This is a genomic window from Variovorax sp. VNK109, from assembly GCF_049445855.1.
Classification (GTDB): domain Bacteria; phylum Pseudomonadota; class Gammaproteobacteria; order Burkholderiales; family Burkholderiaceae_C; genus JAGOCV01.
This window is the reverse complement of sequence record NZ_JBMSDV010000002.1, coordinates 510,651-535,804: the sequence shown is the minus strand read 5'-3', so window position 1 is coordinate 535,804 and position 25,154 is coordinate 510,651. Positions and strand designations below refer to the sequence as shown.

Sequence of the window (25,154 nt, the reverse complement as noted above, 5' to 3'; positions counted from 1 at the left end):
CACAGCCTGATACAACTGTTCGCGATGCGCTTGCCATGACCAACTCCGGTCAGTCCCAGCAGGCTTACGCCATCCTCGATCCCCTTGAAGTCAATCGCGCAGGCGATCCGGAATTCGACCTCGTGTTCGGCATCGCCGCCAACGAAGTCGGCCAGTTCACCCGGGCCATCATGGCGCTCGAACGCGTTCTCTCTGTCCAGCCGGACAACGGACGCGCCAAGGCCGAGCTCGGTCGCGCGCTCTTTGCCGTCGGCGACACCAAGGCCGCCCGTACGCTGCTGCAGGAAACCAAGGCCCAGGGCGTTCCCACGGCCGTCAGCACCACCATCGACGAATTCCTGCAGGCCATCGACCGTGTCGACGCCGAAGGCAAATCTTCGTGGAAGGCCTATGTCGAAACCGGTATCGGTCATGACAGCAACGCCAACAGCGGCCCGGCGGGCAGCAACGTTGCGGTGCCCGCATTCGGCGGTCTCGTGTTCACGCTGACCCCCGGCGGCGTCAAGCAGAGCACGGAGTTCCTGGCGGTCAACGCCGGCATCTCCGGTCGCCATGTGATCGATCCGCGCTGGTCGCTGATCGGCACCGGTACGCTGCAGACCCGCTACAACCGCGGCACTGCCGACCAGTTCGACTCCATCCAGGCCGACATCGGGGGCGGGGTCAGCTACCGCCACGAGCGCAACGAGTACAGCGTGATCGGGCAGGTGGGGACGTACCTGGTCGACAACAGCCGCGCACGCGACATCATCGGCATGACCGGCGAATGGACCTACCGCTTCGATCAGTTCCGCCAGGTTGGCACGTACCTGCAGCTATCGCAACTGTCCTACCCGAACCAGGGCGTGCGTGACGTGGACCGCACCGTCATCGGCACGACCTACTCGCACATGTTCCGGGATGGCCGCTTTGTCTACATCGGCGGCTATTTCGGCCAGGAAGACGAGCAGGCCGCCAATGTGCCCAGCCTCGGCCACAAGCTCTGGGGTCTGCGCCTGGGTGGTCAGCAAGCCATCCGCGACAACCTCGCTGCATTCGCCACGCTGGGCTACGAAAATCGCCGCTACGGCGGCCCGGACCCGCTGTTCCTGGTCACCCGCAAGGATGAGCAGGTCAACCTCAACATCGGCCTGAACTGGATTCCCGCGCCACAATGGCGCGTGACGCCGCAAATCGCGCTCACCCAGGTCAAGTCGAACGTCGTCATCTCGGACTACAACCGGACGATCGTCTCCGTGATGGTCCGCCGTGATTTTTGAAGATCAACACTCAGGTCGAGGATTCCCATGAAGCACCAATCCAGACTCAATCGCAGCGTCCTGATGCTGGCCCTGGCGGCCGCGTATCCGGTCCTCGGTTACAGCGCGGCTGGCACGGCCCAGTTCACCTCGGGTGACGTTTCGGTGCGACGTGGCGCCGCAACCCAGCCGCTGGCCAAAGGCAGCACCCTGGAAAGCGGCGATGCGATCATCACCGGTGCCCGTGGCCTGGCTCAAGTGAAGTTCTCGGATGGAGGCTCGGTGTCGATCCAGCCGAACTCGCAGTTCGACATCACCCGCTATGCCGACAAGAACGACGCCAAGGAAGACAGCTTCCTCGTCAACCTCGCCCGCGGCAGCATGCGTGCCATCACCGGCCTGATCGGCAAGCGCAATACCGCCAACTACAAGGTCACCACCAGCACGGCAACCGTCGGTATCCGCGGCTCGTCGTTCAAGCTGTCCTACAACGCCGACGGCACGCTGTCCGTGGCAACCGAGCAGGACGCGATCGAAGTCTGTACAGCTGCGGGCTGCGTCGGCTTGACGGCCGGTGAAGCCGCCATCGTGCCGAACGCGACGGATCTGCCCCGTCGATCGAACGTCGTCTCCAGCTACCAGACCGATCAGTTCCGCCAGAACCCCGAGGTGGCAGGCAACCAGACGAACAGTGACGGTACGTCTTCGATCATCGAGGGTCCGCGTGTACTGACAGGCTTGACGTTCGTGGGTGCAGGCCTCCTCACCTATGAAGGTGGTGCAGATGGCTATTTGTATGGCTCCAGCGATGGCGCCGGGGTCACGGAAGGCGGCAATCTCACCTCGTACACCAGCGTCTACAACGACCAGGCAGCGCTGTCAGCTGGTGGCACGGCGACCACCTACTACACCAGTGGTTCTCTCGCAACCCGCGACTACGTGACTCTGGGCTCGTGGAGTGCGGGCACCTGGTCGTACGGCGAAGGCATGTCGCTGGCGGCTGAAACCACCTACACGCCTCTTGCTTTCGTGGCAGGCGTTCCGACCCCGAACGAGAGCCTCGCCGCGCTCAACGGCATGGTCGGCGAGTACTCGCTGGTTGCGTCGACCCCTATCTTCACTGCGCACGGCAACGGAACGCTGGAGTCGTCCAGCCACATTTCCCTGCAGTTCGGCACGGGCTACTCGGAAGGTTCCATTCACCTTGACATGACGCTCCCTTATCAAGGGTCGTCTTCCTCGTACAACCTGAATGGTTATATCTACGGCTATGGAAGCACTTTGAATGCCTATGCTTCCGGTGAAGGTGCCAGCGCTGAAGGATATGGTTTCCCGATCGGACCGGATGGTTCCAAGATCGGCCTGAGCTACGTCGGCAGCTACATCGGCGGAGGTTTCAGCGGCGCGGGTGTTTTCGGCCGTACCTCCATGACCCAGGCACTGCCCGGCTCCTACTACGCCAGTATTTCGTCGCTCGATGGAGGCTACGTCAGCCTTTACGACGGAGAAGGTGCAACCGTCATCGCGGGGGCTGGCGGCTCAGACGTTTCAAAGTTCTACTTCCCCGACGGCCCTTCTTATTACTGGGGCTTCGAAAACACCGGTGTCCGCCAGAACGTGGCAACGGTAGGCTCACCTGGAAGCGGTACCTACCTGAGTCTTGGCATGTGGTCCAGCAGCCGCTATTTCGAAGCTGAAGGTAGCCCGACAAATTACGATTACACGTCCGACTATGACAAGTCGGCGTACATTGTCGGTACACCGACCCTCAACATCTCCAGCCTGTCAGGCGAAGCCACCTATTCGCTGTACGCGGCTACCCCGATCCACATGACCAATGGTGAGACCGGCACGCTCAACAGCGCAAGCATGACGGTCAACTTCAGTTCCGGCGATCCGAGTGGCACGCTGAACATGGGCGTGACCTTGGGTTCGCTGGGCAGCCATAGCTTGTCCGGTTCCGTTTACGGCACGGGAAATGCGACTTTTTATGCAGGTCTTAGCATCACCAGCGGTGGCGAAGGCGGTGCTGATGCGTACGGTTTCTTCAGTGGGGACAATGCCGAGTATGCGGGCTTCACCTATCGCGGCTATCACTACGGCAGCGAGTACACCTATTTCGGCGGCGGCGCGATCCTTTATGGTGATGGCGTCGATCCCGAATACACCCCCGTCATCGGTATCGATTCCGGCACGTACGGTGGCCTGAGAACACTGGCGTTCGGCGGCGATTTCAACATCACCGGAGGCACTCCGTTCACTTCCGGCGAGTATGTTTTCGATGGGGATCACACCGTCGCAGGCTCGGGCGGCTATGGCGGTGTGTCTGCAGGTACGAATGGTTCATACAATTTCAACGGCTCTGTCGCCCAATCCGGCTCCCATGGCGAAGGCGACAACTTCATCGGCTGGGGCAAGTGGAGCAGCGGCTCGGCTTACACGGGCAGCTCCTATTCGCTGGACAACGCGCACTACATCACTGGCAAGCCGACGCCTTCGGATCATTTCTCATCGCTCTCCGGCACTGTGAGCTACACCCCGGTGGGCTGGACGAATCCGGTGTCGAGCGTAGCAGGCGAGGGGCAATTGACAGGCGCGACGCTGACGGCCGACTTCACCGGGCTCACCGCATCTGCCTCGGTGAATACGAGCTTCAACGGTGGTGCGAACACACTGGCGATGACGGCCAACAACATGCCTATCAGCACGGCATCGGCCATGTTCAGCGGCACGGCCACACTGGGCGCGGCTGGCCGCATCTCGGGCATGTTCGTCGGAGACTACGCAAGCAAAGCCGGTTTCGTCTATCAGATGCAGGATGGCACGCTGGGCCGGGTTTCGGGTTCGGTGGCATTCCAGGCGCCCTCACCGCAGTAACGCCAATCGAGGACTTCAGCGCAAGTAGAAGTCCAGAAAAGCCTGCTCCGCCTCGTGGCCGTGCAGGCTTTTTGCTTTCTGGCGGGCAGCCAGGCCCATCGTATACCTCAGCCCGGGATCATCGCGCAGTTGCATGAGGGCGTCCCACGCCTCTTCCCGCGTGTCGAACAGGAAGCCCGAGACGCCGGTTTCGATCTGCTCGGCAAAGCCGCCGTAGGACGACGCAACCACCGGCAGTCCACTGGCCATGGCTTCGAAGACCACGCGGCCATAGGCCTCGTAGAAACTGCCGGTGCGATAGAAGAATGCGTCGAGGCTTTCGGTGAACTCGGGCATCGGCATCTGCCCGGTCGGGAGAAGCTCCACGCCCTGCACGCCGTCGAGCCACGGCGCAAGGCACGTGCCGCCCATGATTCGCACCTGCGCGCCCTGTGCCGCGAGCATGCGATAGATGAACACGTCGTCCGGATGATGCTTTTCGATCGCGTCCCGGCTCGCGCGGCCCACGGTGAAGGGTCGCCCTGAAGGTCGTTCGACCGGGACGACCAGGAACGGATCGAGCCGGATCAGGCTGGCTTCGAATCGTCCCGGCAGCCCCACGCCCAGACGAAGGCTCTCGGAAGCGAACAGGAGTTCAGGCTCGCGCCCGGTTACCTTGCGCAGGTGCCCTGTCATGCGGAAGAGGCGCTCATGCTGGGGCAGGTTGTAGCGCATCGCCACGCGTTCGAACTTGCCCGCCTCCAGCCACGGGCCGACGCCGACGTGCACGCCACCCAGCAGCAGCATGCCGCCCTGCGGGTATTGCCCCGCGTTCATGTCGATCGACCGGACACCCATCGCCGCATAGACCGGATGCGGCGGCTCACTCGACCAGAGCACGCAGTCGCGCCGGCCCTGGAGCGCTTTCGCCAGGTCTGGCAGTTCGCGTTCGCCCCCCGTGTAGGGGTCGGTGAAGCTGCCGACCAGATGGAGCGGCGTGGAAACAACAGCGGCGGACATGAGGTCGATTATGCTGTGCAACGCCATGACGACCACCTTCGATTCAGTCCCCCGCTATCCGAAGAATGAACGTGCAGCCGTCGAAGCTGCCGCCCGTCATCCGGACCCTTTCATCGACCACATGCAGCGCGGCGCCACGTTTCACCGTGACAGGCTGGCCGAGCTGGCGCTGGTCGAATTCGAGGCAGCAGCCCGCCTCAAGCCCAATGAGCCGAACCCCGCGAGCGCCTGCGCGTCCGTGCTGCTGGAATTGCGCAGGCCGCAGGCCGCGTGGCGTGCGCTCGAGCCGCACCGCCGCGCATTGATGAAAACCGCTGACGGCTGCAACAATCTGGCACTGGTTGCGCATGGCGTGGGCAAGCTCGACGACGCGCGTGAACTCCTCGAACACGCACTTCGACTGGATCCGGACCACGTTCCCACGCTCTCGCGCCTGGCCACGCTCGACATGGCCAGCGGCCATACCGACAGCGCGTTGCAGCGCGCGGTGCATCAGGCCAATGTCGCGCCACGTGCGCCCGAGCCGCGCCTTCAACTCATCGACAGCCTCTTGCTGACCCGTCGTCCATCCGACGCACTCAGGGCGACGGATACGGCCATCCAGGAACTGGCGGGCGCCGCAGCCGCTGGAGCGCCCGCAGGCGCCGCGCTCAGGGCACGGCAAGGCATCGCGCACACGGTACTCGGCAGCTGGGACGACGCCCTGCGCAGCTTCAGCCAGACGACGCCTGCAGCCGCGCAGGAGGCCTTGCACCGCATCGGTCTGACGGCGTGGAACCCGATCGGCAACGCCGTCGACGTGTCCGGTGCCTACGTGCAATACGCCGCGCAGGCCTGCGTCGAATCGGAATGGATCTACGTGCGCGCGCTTGCGCAGATGCTGGCCACCCTGCTCGCACGGCCCGAATCGGCATCACCGTTGGCATGGCAGGCCGCCCGCACAGTAGCGCCGCTGTTGCAACTGGATGAAGGGCAGCTCGGGGCCATCCAGTCCCATGTCGACCTGGCCATCCGCCACACCGCCGTGGTGAAACTGCATGCCCAGGACAACCGCCGCGTGGGCGATTCGCGCATGCGCATCGGCATCCTGGCGCCGCGCCTGGCGAACACCGCTGATACGCAGTCACTTTGCGCACGCCTCAACGGCCACGACCGCAGCCGCTTCGCGCTGCATGTCTACACGCAGACGCCGGTTCCCAGGCTCGAATGGACCCAGCCCGTCGAAGCCCTCGCGGATTCCGTGGTTCATCTCTCGCACCTGACCGATGCCGAGCTCATCACACGCATGAGGCTGGACCTGCTGGACCTGCTGGTCGACGTCGCGGCAGGCACGCCGGATGCCCGGCCGTGCGTGGCGGCATCGCGCGTCGCACCGGTGCAGGTCCGCGAGATGCGCGGCTATCCGTCCGCCATTGCCTCCGGCCTGTACGACTACGAACTCACCGACGTGCTGACCCATGCAATTTCCTCTGGGTCTGGTGCCATGCCGATGGTGCGGTTGCCCTTTGCCGGCCCCCATGCACCCGCGGAATCACCACGTGAAATCAATCAGGAGACTGCGAGTGGCTCCGACATCCTGATCGCGGTCGCGGCACCCGCTGCGCACATCGACGCGGACAGCCTCGCCAGCTGGTCGCGCATCCTGAACGCCGTGCCGGGAGCGCGGCTTGGCATCGTCGCACCGGGTGCGGTCGTGCTCGCTCGGCTGCGTCGCCATGCGGCGGCGCAAGGCATTACGCAAGACCGACTCCAGTCCATCCCTGTCGAAGAGGTGTCGCGGGCTGCGCTGGTGCTGGACACGCTGCGCCACAGTGCGCCGCAATCGCTGGCGGCCGGCCTGGCACGCGGTGTTCCCACACTGGCGTGTGCCACGCACACATCGTTGTCGCAAGGCGGTGCTGCGCTGCTGAAGGCCGCAGGACTGAGAAGTTGGGTTGCCGCAAGCCCGGACGAGTACGAGCGCCGGGCCATCGAAATCCTGAGTTCGCCGCAAGCCGCGCTCGACATGCGCACCCAGTGGCAGGCAACAAAAGGGACCACCGCCTGGTGGCAACCGCAAGCCCGGGCGAGACAAACCGAAGTCGCCTGGCATGCCCTCATCACGCGCGCGCGCAGCGGCCAGCCCCCTGCCCCCTTCGACGTCCCGTCCGACGCTAGCTTGCCAGCTGCTCCCTGACCTGCGCCAGCGCACCCGGATCCTCGATCGTCGTCAGATCACCCGGGTCGCGTCCTTCGCACACCGCCTGGATCGCGCGGCGCAGCAGCTTGCCGCTGCGGGTCTTGGGCAGCAGCGTCACGAAGTGCACGCGCGCGGGACGGGCCAGCGCGCCGAGTTGTGTGTCCACAAGCTTCATGATCTCGCCTTCCAGCGCGAGCCGCGCCGCAGCATCCTGGATCCTGCCCGCATCGCGCGGCACGGCGAAAGCCATGGCCACCTGACCCTTGAGCGCATCGGCCACGCCGACCACGGCCACCTCGGCCACGTCCGGATGGCTGGAAATGCTCTCCTCGATCTCGCGCGTGCCCAGCCGGTGCCCGGCGACGTTGATCACGTCGTCCGTGCGGCCCAGGATGAAGTAGTACCCGTCCTCGTCGCGGATGCCCCAATCGAAGGTGTTGTAGACCAACTGACCCGGAATGCTCTTCCAGTAGGTGTTGACGAAGCGCGCGTCGTCGCCCCATACGGTCTGCATGAAGCCCGGGGGTGTCGGGCCTTCCAGCACGACCACACCCTTCTCTCCCGGTTGCGTCAGCTCTTCGCCGGTGGACTCGTGCAGCAGCTTGACGCGGTAGCCGTACATCGGCACGCCCGGGCTGCCGAAGCGGCTGTCTTTCTTCTCGACGCCGTTGGCGATGGTGAGCAGCGGCCAGCCGGTTTCGGTCTGCCAGTAGTTGTCGATGATGGGCACGTTCAGCCCGTCGCTGATCCAGCGCGCGGTCGGCTCATCCAGCGGCTCGCCCGCAAGGAACAGCGCGCGCAGGCTGGACAGGTCGTACTTCTTCAGCAGTGCCGGGTCCTGCTTCTTGAGCACGCGCACCGCCGTGGGCGCGCTGAACATTACCGTCACCTTGTACTTCTCGACCAGGCTCCACCAGACACCGCCATCCGGCCGGATCGGCAGGCCTTCGTACATCAGCGTGGCCATGCCGTGGATGAGCGGGCCATACACGATGTAGCTGTGCCCGACCACCCAGCCGATGTCGCTGGTGGAGAAGTACGTCTCGCCCGGATTGCCGCAGAAGATGTGCTTCATGCTGGCGGCCAGTGCCACTGCATAGCCGCCCGTGTCGCGCTGCACCCCTTTGGGCTTGCCTGTCGTGCCACTGGTGTAAATGGTGTAGCTGATGTCCGTCGCGTCGAGCCATTCGCAAGGTACATCGGTGTTGGCGTACCGGCCGGCAAGACTCGCCCAGTCATGGTCACGCGAGGCCGTCATCGCCATCGGCGCGAGTCCCCGGTTGGCCAGCAGCACAGCCCGCGGCTTGTGCCTGGACAGCCGCAGCGCTTCGTCCAGCAACGGCTTGTACGGAATGACCTTGCCACCGCGCGAGCCCGCGTCGGCGCTCACCACGACTTTGGGGCTCGCGTCCTCGATGCGGCTTGCAAGCGACACCGATGCGAACCCGCCGAACACCACCGAGTGGATGGCGCCGATACGCGCGCAGGCCAGCATGGCGAACGCAGCCTCGGGGATCATCGGCATGTAGATGAGCACGCGGTCGCCCTTGCCGACGCCTAGACCCCTGAGCATGGCGGCCGCCAGTTGCACCTGCTTGTGCAATTGAGCGAAGGTGTACGTCTTTTCCTGGCCGGTCTCGGTGGAGACGTAGATCAGCGCAGGCTGGTCTGCGCGGTCGTTCAGGTGCCGGTCGACAGCGTTGTGGCACAGGTTGGTGGTGCCGCCGGCGAACCATTTCGCAAAGGGTGGATGGCTCCAGTCGCAGATCGTCTGCGGCGGCGTTTTCCAGTCGATCAGGAGGGCCTGCTCGGCCCAGAAGGCATCGGGCTCCTCGATGGAGCGACGATGGAACTCTGCATAACTTGCCACGGCTTGTCTCCCGTTTTGCGTCTATTGTGTCCGTCGCCCTTGCTACAGACTGACGCGCCACGGCCGTGACCGATGTCAATTACTTGATCAGGCCCTGGAGCGCCTTGAACTGCTCGTGCTCGGCGGTGCGCAGCCATTCGAACACCACCATCTCGGTGGTGACGAGCTCGGCCCCGGCACCGGCCAGCCGGTCGAAGGCCGCGTCGCGGTTGCGCTCGGTGCGCGAGGCGCAGGCGTCCGTCACCACCCAGACATCGAACTCGTCCTCGATGAGTTCGAGCGCCGTCTGCAGCAGACAGACGTGCGCTTCGCAGCCTGCGATGACGATCATCTCGCGCGCGGGTTCCGGCGGCTTCTGCAGGTGCCTGGGCAGGCTGCGCGCATTGCCCTGCGGCCCCTTGGCGAGCGGCTTGAGCCATTCGCCCAGGCCTTCAGACACGGCGCTGAAATGCATCTTCGCCAGCGTCTGCTGGCACAGCGCGCGCAGCGCCGGGTCGTTCTCGCCCAGCTTCGAGGGGTTCTGCTCGGTGCCGAACACCGGCACGCCCAGCGCCTGCGCCGCCTTGGCCAGACGCACGGCATTGGCCAGTGCGGCAGCGCCGTCGGCAATGGCGGGCATCAGGCGGGCCTGGTAGTCCACCAGCACGAGTTGGGATTGTTCGGCATCCAGCAGCATGGGCGTTTTCTTTCGGCGTTCTTTTCGGTCTCGGGATCGGTTCAGGATGGCTGCAGTCGGATCAGCCGGCCCCGCGAATTGTCGGTCAAGACGTAGATGAATCCGTCCGGTCCCTGCTTCACGTCGCGGATGCGATCGCCGATGTCGGCAATCAGCTTCTGCTCGCCCTGCACCTTGCCGCCGGCCAGCGTGATGCGGTTCACGTAGCCGAACTTCAGCGAGCCGACCAGCAGGCTGCCCTTCATGGCCGGGCCGTAGCGGTCGCTCGTGACGAAAGCCATGCCCGACGGCGCGATCGACGGCGCCCAGTAGTGCAGCGGCTGCTCGAGCCCGTCACGCGAGGTGATCCCATCCCCGATCTTGCCGCCGCCATAGTTTTCGCCGTAGGTGATGACGGGCCAGCCGTAGTTGCGCCCCGCCTGCGGCACATTGATCTCGTCGCCGCCCTGCGGGCCGTGCTCGTGCATCCAGAAACTGCCGTCCGGCGCGAGCGTTGCGCCCTGTCCGTTGCGGTGGCCGTAGCTCCAGATTTCAGGAAGCGCACCGCCGCGCTTCACGAACGGGTTGTCCGGCGGAATGCCCCCGTCCTTGCGGATGCGGATCACCTTGCCGTGGTGGTTGTCCAGCGTCTGTGCATCCTGCATGCGCGAGAAGCGGTCGCCCAGCGTCATGAAGAGCGTGCCGTCACGGGACTCCACGATGCGGCACCCGAAGTGCGCACGGCTGGCCACCTTGGGTTTCTGGCTGAAGATGACCCTCACGTTCTCCAGCCGACGGTGGTCCACCGACAGGCGTGCACTGGCGAGCGCCGTGCTGTTGGCGCTGGACTGGTTGCCCATGCCCGGCTCTGAGAAGCAGAAGTAAACGGTGCGGTTCTGCGCGAAGGCCGAGTCGGCCAGCACGTCCAGCAGACCGCCCTGCCCGCCCGCGGCGATCTGTGGCAAGCCCTGGAGCGGCTCGCCGATGCGTCCGTCGGCACCGACAACGCGCATGCTGCCCCCCTTTTCCGTCACCAGCCATTGGCCTTCCGGCAGGAAGGCAACGCCCCAGGGGTTCGCAAGCCCGGTGGCTACAACCTCGGCACGGACCGACACCGCCTGCGCGGCCACGGGCAGCACAGCGATCCCGGAAATGGTCACCAGCAGGCTGACGGCGAACTGAGAAAAATTCAAATTCTTCATGGAAACCTTTACAAATCAATTAGTTGCAATGAAAATCCAGAATCTTCTTTAAATTGACGCCGGCTCACCCTGTCCGGTATCCTACGGCCCCATGCGTTCAGCCCTCATCGCCGCAGTGGTATTGCTCATGGCCCAACAGGCCGTCGCTGCGCCGCAGGCTCACGCGAACGCATCGGACGACATGGACAAGTTCCTGTCCGATCGCGGGCTGGTCGAGCAGTTCAATCAGGTCCGCCAAACCGTGCAGGACAAGACGTCCGAACTCGTCGTCACGGCCATGGGTTTCCTGGGTGTGCCGTACAAGCGCGGCGGCAACTCGGCCGAAGCCGGTGGCTTCGACTGCAGCGGCTTCGTGAAGGCCATGTACGAGCAGACCATCGGCCTCGTGCTGCCACGCAAGGCCGAGCAGCAGGCGGCCGCCACGCAGAAGATCGAGAAGACCGAACTCAAGCCGGGCGACCTCGTGTTCTTCAACACGCTGCGCCGCACCTTCAGCCACGTCGGCATCTATGTCGGCGACGGCAAGTTCATCCACTCGCCCAAGCCCGGTGCCGAGGTTCGCGTGGAAAGCATGCAAAGCAACTACTGGCAGCGGCGCTTCGACGGTGCTCGACGCGTCACGCCGGCCGAGTCGCAGGCCCAGTTGCCTGCGAATGCTGCGGCTGCGTCACTGATGCAGACGGCGGCTCCCGCTGCACCTGCCCCGGCGGCGTCGGCCAACCAGCCCCGTCCGTATCCGGAATTGATGCCCTGAGCGTCTGCTCCGCCCCGCAAAAAAAACGGCCCTCGCGGGCCGTTTCTCATGGTTGACGCAACTTCAGCGTTTGCGCGGCGGCGGCACGTCGGTGCAACTGCCGTGCGCCACTTCCGCCGCCAGGCCGATGCTTTCGCCCAGCGTCGGGTGCGGGTGGATCGTCTTGCCGATGTCCACTTCGTCAGCGCCCATCTCGATGGCCAGCGCCACTTCGCCGATCATGTCGCCCGCGTGCGTGCCGACGATGCCGCCGCCGACGATGCGGTGCGTCTTTTCGTCGAACAGCAGCTTGGTGAAGCCTTCGTCGCGGTTGTTGGCGATGGCGCGACCCGACGCGTTCCACGGCAGCAGGCCCTTCTTGACCGCGATGCCTTGTGCAGCCGCCTGCTCTTCGGTCAGGCCGACCCAGGCGATTTCGGGGTCGGTGTAGGCCACGCTCGGGATGACGCGTGCATTGAAGGCGGCACTCGACAGTTCCTTGTCGCCCAGTTGCTCGCCGGCGATGACTTCGGCTGCCACGTGGCCTTCGTGCACGGCCTTGTGCGCCAGCATCGGCTGGCCGATGATGTCGCCGATGGCGAAGATGTGCGGCACGTTGGTGCGCATCTGGATGTCCACCGGAATGAACCCGCGGTCGCCCACCGACACGCCGGCCTTCTCGGCGCCGATCTTCTTGCCATTGGGCGTGCGGCCCACGGCCTGCAGCACCAGGTCGTACACCTGCGGTTCCTTCGGGGCAGCCTCGCCCTCGAACTTCACCAGGATGCCGTCCTTCGTCGCTTCCGCACCGACGGTCCTGGTCTTGAGCATGATGTTGTCGAAGCGCGGCGCATTCATCTTCTGCCACACCTTGACCAGATCGCGGTCGGCACCCTGCATCAGGCCGTCCATCATTTCGACGACGTCGAGGCGTGCACCCAGCGTGGAGTACACCGTGCCCATTTCCAGGCCGATGATGCCGCCGCCCAGGATCAGCATGCGCTTGGGGCTGCCCGCCAGCTCGAGCGCGCCGGTCGAGTCGACCACGCGCGGGTCCTTCGGCATGAAAGGCAGATGCACCGCCTGGGAGCCCGCCGCAATGATCGCGTTGCGGAACCTGACCGTCTGCGACTTGCCCGTGCGCTCCTGGCCTTCGCCCGAGGTTTCCTGCACGGTGAGGTGGTTCGCGCCGACGAACTCGCCATGGCCGCGGATGACCGTGACCTTGCGTGCCTTCGCCATGAAATTCAGGCCGCCCGTGAGCTTGCCCACCACCTTGGCCTTGTGGGCGCGCAGCTTGTCCAGGTCCACAGTCGGCTTGCCATAACTCACGCCCAGCGCTTCGAAGTGGCTCACTTCGTCCATGACGGCCGCGACGTGCAGCAATGCCTTGGACGGGATACAGCCCACGTTCAGGCAGACACCGCCCAGCGTGGCGTAGCGCTCGACCAGCACGACCTTGAGGCCGAGGTCAGCCGCGCGGAATGCGGCCGAATAGCCACCGGGCCCACCGCCGAGAACGAGCACATCGCATTCGACATCGGTTGCGCCGGAGTAGCTGACGGCTTGCGGCGCAGGTGCGGCGGAAGGTGCCGGCACTGGCACGGGTGCAGCAGGTGCTGGCGCAGCAGGCGTCGCAGTTGAAAGAGCCGGCGAAGGCGCAGCGGCTGCACCTGCATCGCTGGCCTCCAGCATCAGCACCACTGACCCTTCAGCCACCTTGTCACCGACCTTGACCTTCATTTCCTTCACCACGCCTGCGTGGCTGGAGGGAATTTCCATCGAGGCCTTGTCGGACTCCACGGTGATCAGACTCTGCTCGGCCTTGATCGTGTCGCCGGGTTTGACCAGCACCTCGATGACGGCCACTTCCGAAAAATCGCCGATGTCCGGCACCTTGATTTCAACGAGGCTCATGCGGAACCTTTCAGTTTGACGGTGGACACTTCCACCGGTGCGGAGGAGTTCTTGTCGAATTCGCAGGCGGCATTCACGCCGGCCAGCGCCACTTCACGAGCGGTCTTCGCGCCTGCCCAGCTCGCGTGCATCGCGCCCAACGCAAAGCTGCGACCTGAGCCGATGCTCCAGAACTCCTTGAACTCGAACACCTCGCGATAGCTGTAAACGCCGTAGATGCCGCTCGAATTGGCGATCACCACGGTGAACTGGCTCGACTCGTAAGGGTCGTTGTCGTCTTCCTTGGTCTGCAGGAAGAACGTTTCCTTCAGCAGCGGATGCAGGCGCGTGAAGGTGTCGAATACCTCCTCGCGGCTGCTCAGGCGCACCTGATCTTTCGGCAATGCACCCAGCGCCTTGCGCAGCACCGGAAAGTGCGCCACCGTGCCCGCCATGCCGACGTGGCTCACGCCATGGGGCGTGTCCACTTTGAACACCTTGGTGTTGTTCTCGAAGCGGTTGGGCAGACGCGTGTCGCCGAACGTGACGAGCGTGTCCGAGGCAATGGCCACCTGCCCCGCCTTCTTCACGACTGCAATGACCGTCATAGCAGTACGCGGCGGAAGTCGGCGAGCACCTGGCCCAGGTAGGCGTTGAAGCGTGCGGCCGATGCGCCGTCGATGACGCGGTGGTCGTACGACAGTGACAGCGGCAATGTAAGTTGCGGCACGAACTGCTTGCCGTCCCACACAGGCTTCATGTAGCTCTTGGACAGACCGAGGATCGCCACTTCGGGCGCATTGATGATCGGCGTGAAATGCGTGCCGCCGATGCCGCCCAGCGAGCTGATCGACATGCAGCCGCCCTGCATGTCGGCCGAGCCGAGCTTGCCATCGCGCGCTTTCTTGGCGAGTTCGCCCATCTCCTGGCTGATCTGCAGGATGCCCTTCTTGTCGGCATCCTTGAGCACCGGCACGACGAGCCCGTTGGGCGTGTCCGCCGCAAAGCCGATGTTGAAGTAGTTCTTGTAGACGAGCTGGTCGCCGTCGAGGCTGGTATTGAACTCGGGGAATTTCTTCAGCGCCGCGACCGTCGCCTTGATCACGAAGGCCAGCATCGTCACCTTGATGCCCGACTTCTCGTTTTCCTTGTTCGTGGAAACGCGGAAGGCTTCGAGTTCGGTGATGTCGGCTTCGTCGTTGTTGGTGACGTGCGGGATCATGACCCAGTTGCGATGCAGGTTCGCGCCGCTGATCTTCTTGATGCGGCTCAAGTCCTTGCGTTCGACCGGGCCGAACTTGGTGAAGTCCACCTTCGGCCACGGCAGCAGGCCGAGGGCCGCGCCATCACCACCGCCGGATGCCGGTGCCTTCGCAGCTTGCGCCTTCGTTTGCGAAGCACCGCTCATCACGGCCTTGGTGAAGGCCTGAACGTCATCCTGCGTGATGCGGCCTTTCGGCCCGCTGCCCTTCACTTCTTCGAGCGGCACGCCGAGTTCACGCGCGAACTTGCGCACGGACGGCGATGCATGCGGCAATGCGCCGCGCGGAGCGGTCGGGTCGTGCGCAGGAACAGATGCAGCGGCGGCTGCAACAGATGCTGCAGGCGTTGCGGCAGCGGCCGGTGCGGGGCTTGCGGCAGTTGCAGCAGGCGCAGCGGAAGGCGCTGCAGAGACGGGAGCAGAAGCAGCCGGTGCGGCAGCAGAACCTTCGAGCACCGCGATCAGATCGCCGATGTTGATCTTGTCGCCGAGCTTGACCTTCAGTTCCTTCACCACGCCGGCAGCGGCGGACGGGATTTCCATCGACGCCTTGTCGGACTCGACGGTGAGCAGGCTCTGCTCGAGCTTCACCGTGTCGCCCGGCTTCACGAACACTTCGATGACGGACACGTCCTTGAAGTCGCCAATGTCGGGCACACGCACTTCGACCGGGCCGCTGGCCACGGGCGCGGGTGCAGGAGCAGCCTGGGAAGGCGCTGCGGCGGGGGCCGCAACAGCCACAGGCGCCGGAGCCGGAGCCGAAGCAGGCGCGGGTGCGGGCGCCGCAGCATCACCTGCCGTCTCCAGCACCAGCACGATCGAGCCTTCCTTGATCTTGTCGCCGATCCTGACCTTCATCTCCTTGATGACGCCAGCGGCTGCCGACGGAATCTCCATCGACGCCTTGTCGGACTCGACGGTGATCAGGCTCTGCTCGGCCTTGACGGTGTCACCCGCCTTGACCAGCACCTCGATGACCGCGACCTCGTCGAAATCCCCGATATCGGGGACCTTCACTTCCAGCAATGCCATGTCTTGTGTCTCCTGCGGCTCAGGCGTAGAGCGGGTTGATCTTGTCCGCCTTGATGTCGTACTTCTTGATGGCTTCGGCCACCTTCGCAACCGGCACGGTGCCCTCTTCGCTCAGCGCCTTGAGTGCGGCCACCACGATGTAGTGGCGGTTGACCTCGAAATGCTCGCGCAGCTTGCTGCGGAAATCGCTGCGGCCGAAACCGTCGGTGCCCAGCACCTTGTAGGTACGGCCCTTCGGCATGAACGGACGGATCTGCTCGGCGTAGGCCTTCATGTAGTCGGTGGAAGCGACCACCGGGCCGTTGTGCTTCTCGAGCTGTTGCGTCACGAACGCAGTCTTCGCCTTTTCGGTCGGGTGCAGCAGGTTCCAGCGCTCGGCGTCCTGGCCGTCACGTGTGAGTTCGTTGAAGCTCGGGCAGCTCCACACGTTGGCGGCAACGCCCCAGTCCTTTTCGAGCAATTCCTGCGCGGCCAGAGACTCGCGCAGGATGGTGCCCGAGCCCAACAGTTGCACGCGCGGGGTCAGCTTGGCACCTTCCTTCAGCAGGTACATGCCCTTGATGATCTGCTCTTCCGTGCCCTGGATCAGGCCGGGCTGCGCGTAGTTCTCGTTCAGAAGGGTGAGGTAGTAGAAGACGTTTTCCTGCTTCTCCACCATGCGCTTCAATCCATGCTGCATGATCACCGCGACTTCGTGCGAGAAGGTCGGGTCGTAGCTCACGCAGTTGGGAATGGTGTTCGCCAGGATGTGGCTGTGGCCGTCTTCGTGCTGCAGGCCTTCGCCGTTCAGCGTGGTGCGACCCGAGGTGCCGCCCAGCAGGAAGCCCCGCGCCTGCATGTCGCCTGCGGCCCAGGCCAGATCGCCGATGCGCTGGAAGCCGAACATCGAGTAGTACACGTAGAACGGGATCATGATCCGGTTGCTCGTGCTGTAGCTGGTGGCCGCAGCGATCCAGCTGGACATGCCGCCGGCTTCGTTGATGCCTTCCTGCAGGATCTGGCCGGCCTTGTCTTCCTTGTAGTACATGACCTGATCCTTGTCGACCGGGGTGTACTGCTGACCGTGCGGGTTGTAGATGCCGACCTGGCGGAACAGGCCCTCCATGCCGAAGGTACGGGCTTCATCGACCAGGATGGGCACCACGCGCGGGCCGAGCGCCTGGTCACGCAGCAGCTGCGTGAGGAAGCGCACGTAGGCCTGCGTCGTCGAGATTTCGCGGCCTTCGGCCGTGGGTTCGAGCAGCGTCTTGAAGGTGTCGAGCGCCGGCACGGTGAAGCTCTCGTCGGCCTTGGCGCGGCGGTTGGGCAGGTAGCCACCCAGCGCCTTGCGGCGCTCGTGCAGGTACTTCATCTCCGGCGTGTCATCGGCCGGCTTGTAGAACGGCAGATCGGCGATCTGGCTGTCGGGAATCGGGATGTTGAAGCGGTCGCGGAAGGCCTTGATGTCCTCGTCCGAGAGCTTCTTGGTCTGGTGGACCGTGTTCTTGCCTTCCCCGATCTTGCCCATGCCGAAGCCCTTGACGGTCTTCACGAGCAGCACGGTGGGCTGGCCCTTGTGCGAGTTGGCAGCGTGGAAGGCCGCATAGACCTTCTGTGAGTCGTGGCCGCCGCGGCGCAGGTTCCAGATCTCGTCGTCGCTCATGTGCTCGACCATCTTGAGCGTACGCGGGTCGCGGCCGAAGAAATGCTTGCGCACGTAGGCGCCGTCGTTGGCCTTGAACGACTGGTAGTCGCCGTCATTGCACTCCTGCATGATCTTGCGCAGCGCGCCGTCCTTGTCGCGTGCCAGCAGGTCGTCCCAGCCCTTGCCCCAGATCAGCTTGATGACGTTCCAGCCGGAGCCGCGGAATTCGCCTTCGAGCTCCTGGATGATCTTGCCGTTGCCGCGCACCGGGCCGTCCAGGCGCTGCAGGTTGCAGTTGATGACGAAAACGAGGTTGTCCAGGTTCTCGCGCGACGCAAGGCTGATGGCACCCAGCGATTCCACTTCGTCCATTTCACCGTCGCCGCAGAACACCCAGACCTTGCGGTTCTCGGTATTGGCGATGCCGCGCGCATGCAGGTACTTGAGAAAGCGCGCCTGGTAGATCGCCATCAGCGGTCCGAGACCCATGGACACCGTCGGGAACTGCCAGAAGCCGGGCATGAGCTTCGGGTGGGGATAGCTGGACAGGCCCTTGCCGTCCACTTCCTGGCGGAAGTTCAGCAGGTGCTCTTCGGTCAGGCGGCCTTCGAGGAAAGCGCGGGCATAGACACCTGGCGACACGTGGCCCTGGAAGTAGATGCAGTCGCCGCCGTGGTTCTCGCTCTCCGCATGCCAGAAATGGTTGAAGCCGGCCGCAAACAGGTTGGCCAGCGAGGCAAAGGAGCCGATGTGGCCCCCGAGATCACCGCCGTCCACCGGGTGATGGCGGTTGGCCTTGACCACCATGGCCATGGCGTTCCAGCGCATGTAGGCCCGCAGGCGGCCTTCGATGTCCAGATTGCCCGGCGAACGCGCTTCCTTCGAAGGCTCGATGGTGTTCACATAGCCGGTGGTGGCCGAAAACGGCATGTCGATGCTGTGCTCACGCGCATGTTCGAGCAGTTGCTCCAGCAGGAAGTGGGCACGCTCCGCGCCGCCGCTTTCGATGACGGCGGACAGGGCATCCATCCACTCACGGGTTTCCTGGCTGTCCGCGTCATTCGCGGCCGAACCAAACAGGTTGTTCGGGTTGGCTGACATGCTTGTCTCCTTGTGGGTTGCACGACGTAATTTAGTACCGCTCGCGGCACGCGCGGCGAGTTTCGCACACTTCATTACCAATTTCAAATGGCGCTTTTTGATTTCATAATAAGAAATTCAACAATAGTAACAACACCTACACTCCTGTCATGAGCCCCCCGAATTTCACGCATTCCACCTACGGCGCCGTTCCGCCGCTGGCGTGGTGGCGTCGGTGGTGGCGCCGCCAGAGTCCCACGCGGCAGGACCGGTACGCAATGCTGGCACCGCTGGCGTCCGTGCTTCTGTTTTTTGCAGCCATCGTCGCATCGTTCTGGTATTTGCGCACCGAGGAAATCGAGCGGGAGCAGGAGGCCGTCAAGCGCGACATCGACTACTCGCAGCAGCAGGTCCGCCTGCGCCTGCTCGAGCGGCAGGAACAATTGATGCGCATTGCACGCGACGTGTCCAACGGCGAGGTGGATCGCGCCGAGTTCAGAGCCCGCGCCGAAGATCTCGTCAGCAAGTACCCCGAGTTGCAGGCCGTCACCTGGATCGATGACCGCCGCCGCGTCCGCGCCAGTTATGCATCACCCAGCACCGCTACGAGCCAGCAGCATTCCGTGGGCGAGTTGCTGCAGGGAGAGGCCGAGAGCGTTTTCGGTCTGGCGCGCGACCTGCAGCAACCCGTGTTCTCCCCGCCCCTGGCCGGGCCGGAGCCGCAGGCGACATTGCAGTTGCATATTCCGATGTCCGATCACGGCAAATTCGCCGGCACCGTTCTCGGTGAATACAGCATCGACGGGCTGCTGCGCTATGGCGTACCGGCGGAAATGTCGTCGCGCTATGCCATCTCGCTGCTGGACGCCAAGGGTGGTGTGCTGGCCGGCAATGCGACGCCAGTGCGTCCCGCGACCGCCAGCCTGCTGCCATGGGCCGCGCAGGTCAACGAGCACCAGGCACCCGTTTCACCCGTCGGCAACGGCCTGAGCCTGCGCGGGCAGGCATACCGGACCTCGTCCGGCCTCGTGGGCAACGGCCTGTTCTGGATGGTCGGCGCGCTCAGCATCCTGACCGCCTGGATGCTTATCGGCACCTGGCGGCACACGCGCCGGCGCATGCAGGCACAGCATGCCCTCGTGGCAGAAATGAACTTCCGCCGCGCCATGGAAAACTCCATGCTCACCGGCATGCGCGCGCTGGACATGCAGGGCCGCATCACCTACATCAACGCCGCCTTCTGTCACATGACCGGCTGGAGCGAGGGTGAACTCGTGGGTCGCACGGCCCCCTTCCCGTTCTGGCCGGAAGAAGACCGCGAGCAGCTCACGGCCAAGCTCGAGGAAGAGCTGCAGGGTCGCAGCACGCCCGGCGGCTTCCAGGTGCGCGTGAAGCGCAAGAACGGCACGCTGTTCGACGCGCGCCTGTACCTCTCGCCACTGATCGATGCCAAGGGCCACCAGACCGGCTGGATGACGTCGATGACCGACATCACCGAGCCCAACCGCATCCGCGAGCAACTGTCGGCGTCGTACGAGCGCTTCACGACCGTGCTGGAAGCGCTGGACGCGTCAGTGTCGGTGGCGCCGCTGGGCAGCGAGGAACTGCTGTTCGCCAACAAGATGTACCGGCAGTGGTTCGAATCGGACACCCGCGGCCACCTGAAACTGGTCGCACAGGCCGGCGTGCCCGAGACGCCACCCACCGAGGAGTCGCTGGACGATGTGGACGGCCTTGTCGGCCTGCCCACGGACTCGCTCACGGTCGCGCAAAGCGGCAGCGCCGAGATCTACATCCCGGAGCTGGACAAGTGGATGGAAGTCCGTTCCCGCTACCTGAACTGGGTGGACGGGCGACTGGCACAGATGGTGATCGCCTCCGACATCACGCCGCGCCGCCAGGCCGAGGAGCAGGCGGCCGTGCAGGCAGAGCGCGCCCAGTCGGTGAGCCGCCTGATCACCATGGGGGAAATGGCGTCCAGCGTGGCGCACGAACTCAACCAGCCGCTGACGGCCATCAACAACTACTGCAACGGCATGCTCTCGCGCATCCGCAGCGGACAGATTTCGGAGCCCGACCTGCTGGCTGCGCTGGAGAAGACGGCGCGGCAGGCGCAGCGCGCGGGACAGATCATCCAGCGCATCCGCAGTTTCGTGAAGCGCAGCGAGCCCAATCGCACGTTGTCCGACGTCGCGTGGATGGTGAACGAAGCCATCGAGCTGGCCGAGATCGAACTGCGCCGCCGCAATGTGCGCCTGTCGCACTATGTCGCTGCACGACTTCCGCAGCTGATGGTGGACCCGATCCTCATCGAGCAGGTGCTGGTCAACCTGATCCGCAACGCCGCCGAAGCCGTCGACCAGGCCAGACGGCCCATTGCGCAGCGCAGCGTCGAAGTTCGCGTGGTGCCCAAGCACGTCGAAGGCCAGGGGATGATCGAGTTCTCGGTGCAGGACACCGGCGGTGGCCTCGCCCCCGAGGTGATGGAGCGGCTCTACGAAGCGTTCTTTTCCACCAAGTCCGAGGGCATGGGCATCGGTCTCAACCTGTGCCGCAGCATCGTCGAGTCGCACCATGGCCGGATGCGCGCGGAGAACCTCTACAATGGGACGGAAATAACAGGCTGCCGGTTCTCCTTCCTGATACCGCTGACACAGCCGGACCCCTCGCCCCCTGAATCCTCCTCCAGAGACGCCGGAGTTTCCGCATGAGCTTGATGACGAAAAAAGGCACTGTCTACGTCGTGGACGACGACGAGGCCGTGCGCGATTCCTTGCAGTGGTTGCTGGAGGGCAAGGATTTCCGGGTCCGCTGCTTCGACTCGGCGGAATCTTTCCTGTCGCGCTACGACCCGCGCGAAGTCGCCTGCCTGATCGTGGACATCCGCATGGGCGGCATGACGGGCCTCGAACTGCAGGACCGCCTGCTCGAACGACGTTCCCCCCTGCCCATCGTGTTCATCACCGGCCATGGTGACGTCCCGATGGCCGTGGACACCATGAAGAAGGGCGCGATGGATTTCATCCAGAAGCCGTTCAAGGAAGAAGAGCTCGTCGGTCTCGTCGAACGCATGCTCGAGCACGCCAAGGGCGCGTTCTCCGAATACCAGCAGGCCGCGAGCCGCGACGCGTTGCTGTCCAAGCTCACCAGCCGCGAGGCGCAGGTGCTCGAACGCATCGTCGCCGGCCGCCTGAACAAGCAGATCGCCGACGATCTGGGCATCAGCATCAAGACGGTGGAGGCGCACCGCGCCAACATCATGGAAAAGCTCAATGCCAACACGGTGGCCGACCTGCTGAAGATTGCGCTCGGGCAAAAAGCTTAGCCCACCCCCGAAGCGCGAAGCCGAGATCACCCCCGAAGCGCCTGCGGCGCTTCCCCCTCAAGGGGGCATCGCTGGCGGCCCGGCAAAGCCGGTTCCGCGGCGATCTGAACCAGAAATTCATTCACCGGAATTTTTCATGACTGCTCAGATCATTGACGGCAATGCCGTGTCCCGCCAATTGCGTGCCGAGGTGGCACAACGTACGGCTGCCTTGAAGGCTCGGGGGACGACGCCCGGTCTGGCGGTCATTCTTGTGGGTGAAGACCCGGCAAGCCAGGTGTATGTGGGCAAGAAGGTCCAGGCTTGCGAGGAAGCCGGTCTGCATTCGGTGCTGGAGAAGTACGACGCCTCGCTGACCGAAGCTGCGCTGCTGGCGCGGGTCGAGGCACTGAATGCCGATCCGTCGATCCACGGCATCCTCGTGCAGTTGCCGCTGCCCAGGCACATCGACGCGCAGAAGGTCATCGAGACGATCGCGCCGTCCAAGGACGTGGACGGCTTCCACGTCGCCAGCGCCGGCGCGCTGATGACCGGCCTGCCGGGGTTCTGGTCCTGCACGCCGTATGGCTGCATCAAGCTGCTGGAGAGCATCGGCTACGACCTCAAGGGCAAGCATGCCGTGGTGATCGGCCGCAGCAACAACGTCGGCAAGCCGATGGCGCTGATGTTGCTGCAGAAGAACGCCACCGTCACCGTCTGCCACAGCGCCACGGCCGATCTGAAGGCGATGACGCTGCAGGCCGACGTGATCGTCGCCGCCGTGGGCCGGCGCAACACGCTTACCGCCGACATGGTCAAGCCGGGTGCGGTGGTCATCGACGTGGGCATGAACCGCAACGAACAGGGCAAGCTGTGCGGCGATGTGGACTTTGCGGCGGTCAAGGAAGTCGCCGGCTGGATCACCCCGGTGCCCGGCGGCGTCGGCCCGATGACGGTGACCATGCTGCTGGTCAACACATTGGAATCGGCGGAGCGCGAGGCGCGGGCCAAGGCCTGACCGCCGGGATAGCCGCTGCAAAGCCCGGCCATTGGCATGTTCAATGGCCGCGCAACCCTTGAAGCCGGCGCGGGTGCCGCAAAATGCAGGTCATGACCCAACCGACGCCCGCCAATCCGCTGCTCGATTTTTCCGACCTTCCGCTCTTCGACCGCATCCGCCCCGAACATGTGGCGCCTGCGGTCGATGTCCTCATGGCCGACGCCGACAAGGCGCTGGAGACCGTCACAAAGCCGGACTTCCCCGCCGACTGGACGGCAATCTCGCGTGAGCTGGACGTCGCGACCGAACGATTCGGACGGGCCTGGGGTGCCGTGAGCCACCTGAACGGCGTGGCCGACACGCCCGAGCTGCGTGCCGCCTACAACGAGGCCCTGCCCCGCGTCACCGAGTTCTGGACGCGTCTGGGTGCCGACGAGCGGCTGTACGCCAAGTACAAGGCCATCGACACGTCCACGCTCAACGCCGAGCAACGGCAGGCCCACACCAACGCCATGCGCAATTTCGTGCTCTCCGGTGCGGAACTACAAGGCGAGGCGCGCGAGCGCTTCGCCAAAATCCAGGAGCGCCAGGCCGAGGCCAGCCAGAAGTTCAGCGAGAACTCACTCGACGCGACCGATGCCTTCGCCTACTACGCCGGTGAAGCCGAACTCGACGGTGTGCCGGAGGACGTGAAAGCCGCTGCACGCGCCGCCGCGCAAGCCGACGGGCACGACGGCTACAAGCTCACGCTGAAAATGCCGAGCTATCTGCCCGTGATGCAGTTCGCCCGCAGCAGCGCGCTGCGCGAGAAACTCTATCGCGCTTACGCCACGCGCGCGTCCGACCAGGCCGAGGGCGACGCCATCCGCTTCGACAACACCGCGCTCGTGCGCGAGATCCTCGCGTTGCGAAAGGAAGAAGCACAGCTGCTGGGTTACCGCAACTTCGGCGAGGTCTCCGTCGTTGCCAAGATGGCGGATTCGCCGGAACAGGTCATCACGTTCCTGCGCGACCTCGGGCATCGTGCCAAACCCTTCGCCGAGAAGGATCTGGCCGACATGCGTGCGTTCGCTGCCGAACACCTGGGCCTGACCGACCCGCAACCCTGGGATTGGCCGTACATCGGCGAAAAGCTCAAGGAAGCGCGTTATGCGTTCAGCGAACAGGAAGTCAAGCGCTACTTCACCGCACCCAAGGTGCTGGCAGGCCTGTTCAAGATCGTCGAAACGCTGTTCGAAGTGTCCATCCGCCGCGACAGCGCGCCGGTGTGGAACCCGGGCGTCGAGTTCTACCGCATCGAGCGTCCGGGCGTGGGTGGCGCGCCCGTGCTGGTCGGCCAGTTCTACCTCGACCCTTCGGCCCGCACCGGCAAGCGCGGCGGCGCATGGATGGACGACGTGCGTGCCCGCTGGCTGCGCCCTGACAACGGACATCTGCAGACACCGGTGGCCCACCTCGTCTGCAACTTTGCCGAGGGCGTGGACGGCAAGCCAGCGCTACTCACGCACGACGACGTCACCACCCTCTTCCACGAATTCGGCCACGGCCTGCACCACATGCTCACGCAGGTGAACGAGCGCGACGTGTCCGGCATCAGCGGCGTCGAGTGGGATGCCGTGGAATTGCCCAGCCAGTTCATGGAGAACTTCTGCTGGGAATGGAGCGTGCTGCGCCACATGACTGCCCACGTGGACACCGGTGAGCCGTTGCCGCGCGAACTGTTCGACAAGATGCTCGCGGCGAAGAATTTCCAGAGCGGCCTGCAGACCGTGCGACAGATCGAGTTCTCGCTGTTCGACATGCTGTTGCACACAAGCCACGATCCGTCCGAGGATTTCATGCCCCTGCTGCGGGCCGTCCGCAACGAGGTGGCGGTCATCCAGCCCCCCGTCTGGAGCCGCACCGCGCATACTTTCGGGCACATTTTCTCGGGGGGCTACGCTGCGGGCTACTACAGCTACAAGTGGGCAGAGGTCCTGAGTGCCGATGCCTATGCCGCGTTCGAAGAAACATCTGGTAACGACGGTGCGCCCAGCATCGAAACCGGTAGAAAATACCGGCAAGCCATTCTCGAGGCGGGTGGGAGCCGCCCGGCCATGGAATCCTTCAAGGCATTCCGTGGTCGCGAGCCGCAGCTGGACGCCCTGCTGCGACATCAGGGAATGGCTTGAGTCCGCAGCATGCGGCATTGCAACAAGGGGAAC

General features: G+C 64.4%; 16 protein-coding genes. 8 read left to right on the top strand and 8 right to left on the bottom strand.

Annotated features, from left to right (window positions below; genetic code table 11):
- Nucleotides 1-35 precede the first annotated feature (35 nt).
- Both ACO2Q9_RS10075 and ACO2Q9_RS10070 read left to right on the top strand, forming a co-directional pair.
- Nucleotides 36-1,259 (top strand): surface lipoprotein assembly modifier, encoded by a 1,224-nt coding sequence (locus ACO2Q9_RS10075; RefSeq protein WP_423310821.1) that lies wholly within the window; start codon nucleotides 36-38, stop codon nucleotides 1,257-1,259.
- 27 nt (nucleotides 1,260-1,286) lie between these two features.
- On the top strand, nucleotides 1,287-4,115 hold the full coding sequence (locus tag ACO2Q9_RS10070) for a FecR domain-containing protein (RefSeq protein WP_423310819.1): 2,829 nt from the start codon (nucleotides 1,287-1,289) through the stop codon (nucleotides 4,113-4,115).
- Between the two features lie 15 nt (nucleotides 4,116-4,130).
- On the opposite strand, the gene ACO2Q9_RS10065 is transcribed toward ACO2Q9_RS10070, so the two are convergent.
- A complete protein-coding gene (locus tag ACO2Q9_RS10065) occupies nucleotides 4,131-5,114 on the bottom strand; it encodes a glycosyltransferase (protein WP_423310817.1) in 984 nt (327 codons plus the stop codon).
- A 25-nt stretch (nucleotides 5,115-5,139) separates the two neighbouring features.
- Here ACO2Q9_RS10065 and ACO2Q9_RS10060 point away from each other — a divergent pair, with 25 nt between their 5' ends.
- On the top strand, nucleotides 5,140-7,290 hold the full coding sequence (locus tag ACO2Q9_RS10060) for a tetratricopeptide repeat protein (RefSeq protein WP_423310815.1): 2,151 nt from the start codon (nucleotides 5,140-5,142) through the stop codon (nucleotides 7,288-7,290).
- Here ACO2Q9_RS10060 and ACO2Q9_RS10055 read toward each other — a convergent pair.
- The 3 genes from ACO2Q9_RS10055 to ACO2Q9_RS10045 form a co-directional block, all read right to left on the bottom strand.
- On the bottom strand, nucleotides 7,268-9,163 hold the full coding sequence (locus ACO2Q9_RS10055; RefSeq protein WP_423310813.1) for a propionate--CoA ligase: 1,896 nt from the start codon (nucleotides 9,161-9,163) through the stop codon (nucleotides 7,268-7,270). The genes ACO2Q9_RS10060 and ACO2Q9_RS10055 overlap by 23 nt on opposite strands.
- 79 nt (nucleotides 9,164-9,242) lie before the next feature.
- Nucleotides 9,243-9,839, bottom strand: coding sequence for an isochorismatase family protein (locus ACO2Q9_RS10050; protein ID WP_423310811.1), 597 nt, complete (start codon nucleotides 9,837-9,839; stop codon nucleotides 9,243-9,245).
- 41 nt (nucleotides 9,840-9,880) lie between these two features.
- Nucleotides 9,881-11,020 carry a PQQ-dependent sugar dehydrogenase gene (locus ACO2Q9_RS10045; protein ID WP_423310809.1) on the bottom strand — a complete coding sequence of 380 codons (1,140 nt, stop codon included), beginning with the start codon at nucleotides 11,018-11,020 and terminating at the stop codon, nucleotides 9,881-9,883.
- 91 nt (nucleotides 11,021-11,111) lie between these two features.
- Between ACO2Q9_RS10045 and ACO2Q9_RS10040 the strand changes: the two genes are divergently transcribed.
- Nucleotides 11,112-11,774 (top strand): C40 family peptidase, encoded by a 663-nt coding sequence (locus ACO2Q9_RS10040; protein ID WP_423310807.1) that lies wholly within the window; start codon nucleotides 11,112-11,114, stop codon nucleotides 11,772-11,774.
- Between the two features lie 63 nt (nucleotides 11,775-11,837).
- On the opposite strand, the gene lpdA is transcribed toward ACO2Q9_RS10040, so the two are convergent.
- The 4 genes from lpdA to aceE are packed head-to-tail and all read right to left on the bottom strand — an operon-like array spanning nucleotide 11,838 to nucleotide 18,667.
- Nucleotides 11,838-13,670 carry a dihydrolipoyl dehydrogenase gene (gene lpdA, locus ACO2Q9_RS10035; RefSeq protein WP_423310805.1) on the bottom strand — a complete coding sequence of 611 codons (1,833 nt, stop codon included), beginning with the start codon at nucleotides 13,668-13,670 and terminating at the stop codon, nucleotides 11,838-11,840.
- On the bottom strand, nucleotides 13,667-14,257 hold the full coding sequence (locus ACO2Q9_RS10030; RefSeq protein WP_423310803.1) for an MFS transporter: 591 nt from the start codon (nucleotides 14,255-14,257) through the stop codon (nucleotides 13,667-13,669). Before ACO2Q9_RS10030 ends, lpdA begins: the two co-directional genes overlap by 4 nt.
- On the bottom strand, nucleotides 14,254-15,942 hold the full coding sequence (gene aceF, locus ACO2Q9_RS10025) for a dihydrolipoyllysine-residue acetyltransferase (RefSeq protein WP_423310801.1): 1,689 nt from the start codon (nucleotides 15,940-15,942) through the stop codon (nucleotides 14,254-14,256). The genes ACO2Q9_RS10030 and aceF overlap by 4 nt, the downstream gene beginning before the upstream one ends.
- A 19-nt stretch (nucleotides 15,943-15,961) precedes the next feature.
- Nucleotides 15,962-18,667: a pyruvate dehydrogenase (acetyl-transferring), homodimeric type gene (gene aceE / locus ACO2Q9_RS10020; protein ID WP_423310799.1), complete on the bottom strand. Its 2,706-nt coding sequence runs from the start codon at nucleotides 18,665-18,667 to the stop codon at nucleotides 15,962-15,964.
- A gap of 149 nt (nucleotides 18,668-18,816) precedes the next feature.
- On the opposite strand from aceE, the gene ACO2Q9_RS10015 reads away from it, so the two are divergent.
- The 4 genes from ACO2Q9_RS10015 to ACO2Q9_RS10000 all read left to right on the top strand — a co-directional run bounded on the left by ACO2Q9_RS10015 (nucleotide 18,817) and on the right by ACO2Q9_RS10000 (nucleotide 25,121).
- The gene (locus ACO2Q9_RS10015; protein ID WP_423310797.1) at nucleotides 18,817-21,357 is read left to right on the top strand and encodes a PAS domain S-box protein; all 2,541 of its coding nucleotides are present in this window, start codon (nucleotides 18,817-18,819) and stop codon (nucleotides 21,355-21,357) included.
- Nucleotides 21,354-21,971 carry a response regulator transcription factor gene (locus ACO2Q9_RS10010; protein ID WP_423310795.1) on the top strand — a complete coding sequence of 206 codons (618 nt, stop codon included), beginning with the start codon at nucleotides 21,354-21,356 and terminating at the stop codon, nucleotides 21,969-21,971. Before ACO2Q9_RS10015 ends, ACO2Q9_RS10010 begins: the two co-directional genes overlap by 4 nt.
- A 136-nt stretch (nucleotides 21,972-22,107) precedes the next feature.
- Nucleotides 22,108-22,968, top strand: coding sequence for a bifunctional methylenetetrahydrofolate dehydrogenase/methenyltetrahydrofolate cyclohydrolase FolD (gene folD / locus ACO2Q9_RS10005; RefSeq protein WP_423310793.1), 861 nt, complete (start codon nucleotides 22,108-22,110; stop codon nucleotides 22,966-22,968).
- A 92-nt stretch (nucleotides 22,969-23,060) separates the two neighbouring features.
- Entirely contained in the window at nucleotides 23,061-25,121 is a 2,061-nt protein-coding gene (locus tag ACO2Q9_RS10000; RefSeq protein ID WP_423310791.1) for a M3 family metallopeptidase, read from the top strand.
- Nucleotides 25,122-25,154: the final 33 nt, after the last annotated feature.

Coding starts and splice junctions, on each gene's coding strand:
- ACO2Q9_RS10045 (WP_423310809.1), bottom strand. CDS start 11,020: ATGAAGAATTTGAATTTTTCTCAGTTCGCCGTCAGCCTGCTGGTGACC.
- folD (WP_423310793.1), top strand. CDS start 22,108: ATGACTGCTCAGATCATTGACGGCAATGCCGTGTCCCGCCAATTGCGT.
- ACO2Q9_RS10070 (WP_423310819.1), top strand. CDS start 1,287: ATGAAGCACCAATCCAGACTCAATCGCAGCGTCCTGATGCTGGCCCTG.
- ACO2Q9_RS10075 (WP_423310821.1), top strand. CDS start 36: ATGACCAACTCCGGTCAGTCCCAGCAGGCTTACGCCATCCTCGATCCC.
- lpdA (WP_423310805.1), bottom strand. CDS start 13,670: ATGAGCCTCGTTGAAATCAAGGTGCCGGACATCGGCGATTTTTCGGAA.
- ACO2Q9_RS10050 (WP_423310811.1), bottom strand. CDS start 9,839: ATGCTGCTGGATGCCGAACAATCCCAACTCGTGCTGGTGGACTACCAG.
- ACO2Q9_RS10060 (WP_423310815.1), top strand. CDS start 5,140: ATGACGACCACCTTCGATTCAGTCCCCCGCTATCCGAAGAATGAACGT.
- ACO2Q9_RS10015 (WP_423310797.1), top strand. CDS start 18,817: ATGAGCCCCCCGAATTTCACGCATTCCACCTACGGCGCCGTTCCGCCG.
- ACO2Q9_RS10010 (WP_423310795.1), top strand. CDS start 21,354: ATGAGCTTGATGACGAAAAAAGGCACTGTCTACGTCGTGGACGACGAC.
- ACO2Q9_RS10065 (WP_423310817.1), bottom strand. CDS start 5,114: ATGTCCGCCGCTGTTGTTTCCACGCCGCTCCATCTGGTCGGCAGCTTC.
- aceE (WP_423310799.1), bottom strand. CDS start 18,667: ATGTCAGCCAACCCGAACAACCTGTTTGGTTCGGCCGCGAATGACGCG.
- ACO2Q9_RS10040 (WP_423310807.1), top strand. CDS start 11,112: ATGCGTTCAGCCCTCATCGCCGCAGTGGTATTGCTCATGGCCCAACAG.
- ACO2Q9_RS10030 (WP_423310803.1), bottom strand. CDS start 14,257: ATGACGGTCATTGCAGTCGTGAAGAAGGCGGGGCAGGTGGCCATTGCC.
- aceF (WP_423310801.1), bottom strand. CDS start 15,942: ATGGCATTGCTGGAAGTGAAGGTCCCCGATATCGGGGATTTCGACGAG.
- ACO2Q9_RS10000 (WP_423310791.1), top strand. CDS start 23,061: ATGACCCAACCGACGCCCGCCAATCCGCTGCTCGATTTTTCCGACCTT.